The 6,486-nt window shown below is 34.6% G+C and carries 4 protein-coding genes and 2 pseudogenes; 3 read left to right on the top strand and 3 right to left on the bottom strand.

What is annotated here, in order from left to right:
- Positions 1-290 precede the first annotated feature (290 nt).
- Positions 291-3,029, top strand: coding sequence for a M16 family metallopeptidase (locus L950_RS14305; protein ID WP_231577283.1), 2,739 nt, complete (start codon positions 291-293; stop codon positions 3,027-3,029).
- Between the two features lie 165 nt (positions 3,030-3,194).
- Here L950_RS14305 and L950_RS28680 read toward each other — a convergent pair.
- From L950_RS28680 to L950_RS14295, 3 genes and pseudogenes are all read right to left on the bottom strand, one after another.
- Positions 3,195-3,638: pseudogene (locus L950_RS28680) on the bottom strand (DUF1080 domain-containing protein); the annotation flags it as partial.
- Between the two features lie 91 nt (positions 3,639-3,729).
- Complete coding sequence (locus L950_RS28675; RefSeq protein WP_156169690.1) at positions 3,730-3,915, bottom strand: hypothetical protein; 186 nt, start codon at positions 3,913-3,915, stop codon at positions 3,730-3,732.
- A 98-nt stretch (positions 3,916-4,013) separates the two neighbouring features.
- Positions 4,014-4,535, bottom strand: coding sequence for an NADPH-dependent FMN reductase (locus L950_RS14295; RefSeq protein ID WP_021188019.1), 522 nt, complete (start codon positions 4,533-4,535; stop codon positions 4,014-4,016).
- Between the two features lie 226 nt (positions 4,536-4,761).
- Between L950_RS14295 and L950_RS14290 the strand changes: the two are divergent.
- Both L950_RS14290 and L950_RS14285 read left to right on the top strand, forming a co-directional pair.
- A pseudogene (locus tag L950_RS14290) lies at positions 4,762-5,558 on the top strand (ParA family protein).
- A gap of 1 nt (position 5,559) precedes the next feature.
- A complete protein-coding gene (locus L950_RS14285; RefSeq protein ID WP_021188018.1) occupies positions 5,560-6,486 on the top strand; it encodes a ParB/RepB/Spo0J family partition protein in 927 nt (308 codons plus the stop codon).

Here is a 6,486-nt window from a genome sequence, read left to right as displayed (position 1 = left end):
GAACCCAGATTCTCCACATCAAGACATCGATTTATCGATGCTTTTATTTACTCCTATTTTTATTGTATTTCCTATATATTTTATCGAAGCTAAATTGATCTAGCTGATTGCTTTCGCAATTGAAATTTACCTCATAGTAGTGTTGTCATTTTAAAGATGTTCAAACACGATGAGTTTTCATATAAACATTTATATATTTGATTGTATTATATAAACTTATTAGAAATGAATTTAAAATCTATTTCGGTAATAGCTTTTGTGTTCTTATCACACGTAACAATTTTGCACAGGTGAAAAAGTATGATTGGAAAGAAGCAAACGAGGGTGGGTATACGTATCGTTACGTAACCAATGATCCTACAAATTCGCGTTTTTATACATTAAAAAACGGTCTTACAGTTATTTTGAGCCCTTCTAAAAAGGTACCTCGTATTCAGGCCTATATTGCAACGAAAGCAGGGAGTAAAACTGATCCTTCAGATCACACAGGCTTAGCGCATTATTTAGAGCACATGCTTTTTAAAGGGACTGATAAGTTTGGATCAAAAGATTGGGCAAAGGAAAAACCATTACTGGATCAGATCGATGGTTTATATGAACAGTATAACTCCACTAAGGATGAAGCCAAGCGTAAAGAAATTTATAAGCAGATCGATCAGGTTTCTGGCGAGGCAGCAAAATATGCTATTGCCAATGAATACGATAAATTGATGAGTGAGATGGGGGCTGAGGGAACAAATGCCTTCACTTCTTTTGAACAGACTGTCTATACTGAGGATATTCCCAATAATGTAATCGATAAGTTCCTGGCTGTACAAGCAGAACGTTTTCGTAATCCTATATTAAGATTGTTTCATACAGAATTAGAGGCTGTTTATGAAGAGAAGAATAGAGGTTTGGATAATGATGGACGTAAATCAGTAGAGGCCATGTTTGAAGCTATGTTTCCAAATAATAATTATGGAAAACAGACAACTATCGGTACCGTTGAACATTTGAAGAACCCTTCTTTGAAAGCGATTCGTGAATATTTTAATACGTATTATGTCCCTAATAATATGGGGGTAATTATGTCTGGTGACTTTGACCCAAATGAAGTAGTAAAGAAAATCGATCAGGCATTCAGTTATATGAAACCGAAAGAAATTCCAGCATATACTTTTGATGCTGAAAAAGACATCAAACAACCAATTGTAAGAGAGGTTAAAGGGCCAGAATCGGAATTTCTATTTTTAGGTTTCCGTTTCCCCGGTGCATCTACAAAAGATGCTCAAATGTTAAATTTGCTCGGAAATATGCTTACAAATGGTTCAGCTGGATTAATTGATTTAGATTTAGTGAAATCTCAAAAATTATTGGGAGCAGGGGCTTTTCCATATGTATTAAAAGATTATTCGATGTTGATCATGCAGGCTAATCCAAGTCAAGGTCAATCTTTAGATGATGTGAAATCTTTGATTTTAGGAGAATTGGATAAGCTGCGTAAAGGTGATTTTTCTGACGACCTGATTACTTCCATTGTAAATAACGAAAAGAAATCAGAAATTTCACGAAATGAAAGCTATAGTAATCGTGCTGAGGAGTTAATGGATGCCTTTACTTCTGGAGTTGATTGGTCGACAGAATTGAGTTATTCAGATAACTTAACTAAAATCACGAAGAAAAATATTATGGATTTTGCTACAAAATATCTGAATGATAATAATTATGTAGTGGTCTATAAACGTAAGGGCATTGACGATAGCATTGTAAAAGTAGAGAAACCTCCTATTACGCCTGTAGTTGTAAATCGTGACGATCAATCACTTTTTCTAAAAACTATTGCTGCAATGCCTGAAAGCAAAATTGCACCTGTCTGGTTAGATTATACTAAAGATGTACAAAAGACTACCTTAAAAGGTCTTGATGTGATCGCAGTGCAAAATAAAGATAACGCATTGTTTAGTTTAACTTATCGTTACGAGATGGGGAAATGGAATAATAAGTTATTAAGTATTGCCGCAGATTATTTAGAATTCTTAGGTACTAAAGAAAAAACCAGTGAAGATTTCAGCAAGGCGTTTTATAAGTTGGCCTCAGATTTTTCAGTGTCTTCAGGTAATGAAGAAACACGTATTAATATTTCAGGATTAAATGAAAATTTTGAACAAACAGTTGCGCTGATTCAAGATTTATTAAAAAATAGTGTTGGTGATCAAGAAGCATTGGAAGCTTATATCGGTCGTTTGAAAAAATCAAGAACAAATGCTAAAGAAAATAAGAACTTGATCATGGAAGGATTGAGATCATATGCAAAATATGGAGCTAAAAATCCTTTTAATAATGTTTTGACAGATCAAGAGCTGGATGCGATCAAAGCATCGGACTTAGTTACTATTTTACACGAGCTGGCAAATACAAAACATCAAATTTTATATTACGGGCCTAAGACTACTAGTCAATTGGTTGCTACTCTTAAACCTTTAAATTCGAATACCAATTTTGCTACAGTTCAGAAAGCAAATACTTTTGAAGAATTGCCTACCCCTAAAAATCAAGTGTTGTTTACTAATTTTGATATGAAGCAGGCGGAAGTATTCTGGTTTAGAAATTCTGAAGTGTATAATTCAAAATATAGTCCTACTGTCGCATTATTTAATATGTATTTTGGTGGAGGTATGGGAAGTATCGTATTTCAAACGATTCGAGAATCTAAAGCTTTAGCTTATTCTACTTATGCTAATTTTGCTTCTCCTGTTAAAAAGGAAAATCATTATTCGGTAGGCGCATATGTCGGTACACAGGCCGATAAATTTAATGAAGCTGTTGTCGGTATGAATGAACTATTAAATGATTTACCTGATGCTCCAAAAGCTTTGGATATCGCTAAAGTTAGTTTAGTAAAATCATTGGCTAGTGACCGCATTACGAACGCAAATATTTTATCAAATTATCTAAGTGCACAGCGCTTGGGACTTACGGCAGATATTCGTAAAGATATCTATGAGCAAGCGCCAAAATTAAGTTTTACAGATCTGAAACTTTCATAATAAAGAAATGAGTCGTAAACCTTATGTTTATTGTATTGTTGCAAAAGATGAAAATATAAAAATGGAGGATCTGCAAAAACTTGGAGAAGTTAAGAAATTAACATTGCAAGAGTTATTCGGGTATTAAACTATTGTAAAAAGAAGAGCAGGATTTCCTGCTCTTCTTTACAATAGTTTAATTTTGATGTTACGAAAAGAAACTTCATCAGTATGGTTTTGTAAGGCAATTTTTCCTTTTTGGAATTTACCGAAATCTGGATAGTTCTTCATATTGGTACCAGCGACAAGATCTTTCCATTCCTGGGTGTTGGTTTCGTTTTCGAATGTTAACTTCCCATTTAACCAAAAGCTTACTTTTCCCTTGTTCTGTACAATTCTAGATTGATTCCATTCGTTGTAGGGATTAGGTTTTGAATTGGATCCTATGCCCTTTATTGCGTATAACGATCCAGCCCAATGTGTTGAATCTGTTTGATGCCGCGGTTCCGCATTGGCATTATCTAAAAGTTGCATTTCAAGTCCTGTAACAAATGTAGCGTCATATTTTGGATCCTCTTGAACATCTATAAATACGCCGCTATTGCCACCTTTGGCAACTTTCCAATCAAATTTTAAGTCAAAGTCTTGAAAAGTTTCATTCGAAACTAAATCTCCAAATACACCAGTTTTAACAGTGGGGTCGCAAGTATAGCATCATCTTTTACCACCCATTTAGAGGTTGATTCCCTTGGTTGTAAATATGCCAATTGTTAATATCTTTTCCGTTAAAGAGAAGTTGCCAACCCTCTTCTTTTTCGATTGCACTTAGCGTATTATGTTCTGTAGTTTGTTTGCAAGACCATAGAAAGCCAATGGATAATAGGAGGTATGTAATTTTTAATTTCATATGATTTAGTTTTGGGCAAAATACAAATATTTGCGCTTTTATTGAATTAAAGCACAAGAGCAATGCTTGTAAGCATTGGCTCTTGTGTTTTGTAAATTTTAAAAATGAATAAGTTCATCTATTTGTTCATGAATGGCATTCCTTGTTTCAATATGCACAAATGTATTTTCTTCGCTTATTTCATTTTGAATATGAGGTAAAAAAATTTTTAATGGTAAAACATGCATACGTAAGTAATTACATATTCCGGTTAGATGATCTATCCCTCTTAAATTACCATAGCGTCCCGATGAAATACCAACAAGAGCCGCTTTTTTATGGCAGAAGCTAATTGGGAAAGTACAGGCGTCAATGAAGACCTTGAGTACGCCAGGTATACTGCCATTATACTCTGGTGTGATAAAAATAAATTTATCGGCTTCAGATACCAGCTGTTGTATTTTTTTAAACTGGTCACTTCGTTGACCATATAAATCTGAGACGATAATATCTGCAGGAAGTTCTGTTAAAGGTAGTATTTGACAGCTTTCACCGCTTTTTTGTATGTAATCTTGATAGTATTGTGCAACTTTTAGCGTCTTACTTTTGGGGCGATTCGTTCCCGAAATTATTAAAATCATTGTCTAGTTGTAACTTATAAAAACCCAAGGAACAAAGTGGATGTATATCCTGATTTTTTGTATCTTAGCATCTTGAGGATCTATTCCTTTAGATACTTCAAAAGTAAGAAATATGCATGATTTAAGTGTTTTTTTGCAGGGAAGAATTTATGAATGAACAGAATAATCCTTTTTTGTGACTTTAGGGGAACAAATGACATTTTATAAAGAAAGAATTTCATTCGAAATGGGTAAAATTATATCAATTGCAAATCAAAAGGGTGGTGTTGGTAAGACAACAACATCAATCAATCTGGCAGCTAGTTTAGCTGTTTTAGAATATAAAACCTTATTGGTTGACGCTGATCCACAAGCAAACTCTACTTCTGGAATTGGATTTGATCCAAGAACCATTAAAGAAAGTATATATGAGTGTCTGGTAAATGATCTAGATCCACGTGATGCTATTCAAGCTACTGAAACTCCTAACTTGGACTTACTACCAGCTCATATTGATCTGGTAGGTGCTGAGATCGAAATGATTAATATGCACGAGCGCGAATATAAGATGAAAAAATCTTAGATCAAGTAAAGGATGATTACGACTTTATCATTATTGACTGCTCTCCATCATTAGGTTTGATTACGATCAATGCTTTATCAGCTTCAAACTCAGTCGTAATTCCCGTTCAATGTGAATATTTTGCATTAGAAGGGTTAGGCAAGTTGCTGAATACAATTAAAATTGTTCAGACACGTTTAAATACTAGTTTGGAAATAGAAGGTATTTTATTGACCATGTACGATGTGCGATTACGTTTGTCTAATCAAGTCGTAGAGGAAGTTAAGACACATTTTACTGATTTGGTATTTGAAACGATTATCCAGCGAAATACACGATTAAGTGAAGCGCCAAGTTTTGGTATTTCTGTGATTATGCACGATGCATCCTGTAAAGGTGCAATCAACTATTTAAATTTGGCCAGAGAAATTTTACATAAGAACGGACATCTAAAAGAATTAGATTCAACAGTTACAATATAATATGGCAGCACAACAGCGAAAAACAGGTCTAGGAAGAGGATTAGGTGCCTTATTAAACGATAGTGCCGATATCCCTGAAAGAAATTCGGAGGTAGAAACATCCCGGGTAGAATCTGCTACAAAATCAAAAGAATCTGGCAATATTAGTACAGTTAATGTGGATACGATAGAAATGAATCCATTTCAACCCCGTACTGATTTTGATCCACAAGCGCTACAGGAACTGTCTGAATCGATCTTATTGCAAGGTTTAATTCAACCTATTACTGTTAGAAAAATTGGTGAGAATGCCTACCAGTTGATTTCTGGAGAACGCAGATACCGTGCATCAAAATTAGCTGGTATTACCGAAATTCCGGCATATATTCGGACAGCGAATGACCAACAGATGTTGGAAATGGCACTGATTGAAAACATTCAACGTGAAAATCTAAATGCGATTGAAGTAGCATTAAGTTTTCAACGGATGATTGAAGAGTGTAATTTGAAGCAAGAAGAATTGGGAGAACGTGTAAGTAAAAACCGTTCTACCGTAACCAATTATTTACGCTTATTGAAATTGCCGCCTGTTATTCAAGCAGCGATCCGTGATGGAGAGTTAACGATGGGACATGCACGTGCGCTAATTAATGTAGGAGAGGTAGATAAACAATTATATATCTTTAAATTGATCGTTGACTTGGGATTGTCTGTTCGCAAGGCAGAAGAATTGGTGCGGGAGATTCAAAATGGCAATAAAAAGAAAGCACAAAAAGATAAGAATGTACCTAAATCATTTCAGTTTCAAAAGATTGAAGATGATCTGGCATCTAAATTTTCATCTCAGGTTAAGTTAAATTTAAAAAGTGCAAAAGGAAAAGGTGCGATCGAAATTCCTTTTGAGTCTGAAGATGATCTGAGCCGTATTCTGGAATTATTAGACTGGTAA

It is taken from the genome of Sphingobacterium sp. IITKGP-BTPF85 (assembly GCF_001006065.1).
Taxonomy (GTDB): Bacteria; Bacteroidota; Bacteroidia; order Sphingobacteriales; family Sphingobacteriaceae; genus Sphingobacterium; species Sphingobacterium anhuiense.
The sequence above is the reverse complement of the archived record's forward strand: the minus strand, read 5'-3'. Positions and strand labels throughout refer to the sequence as shown.

Excerpts from the sequence above, each read along its gene's own strand:
- L950_RS28675 (WP_156169690.1), bottom strand. The coding sequence starts at position 3,915 with ATGAAATTAAAAATTACATACCTCCTATTATCCATTGGCTTTCTATGG.
- L950_RS14295 (WP_021188019.1), bottom strand. The coding sequence starts at position 4,535 with ATGATTTTAATAATTTCGGGAACGAATCGCCCCAAAAGTAAGACGCTA.
- L950_RS14285 (WP_021188018.1), top strand. The coding sequence starts at position 5,560 with ATGGCAGCACAACAGCGAAAAACAGGTCTAGGAAGAGGATTAGGTGCC.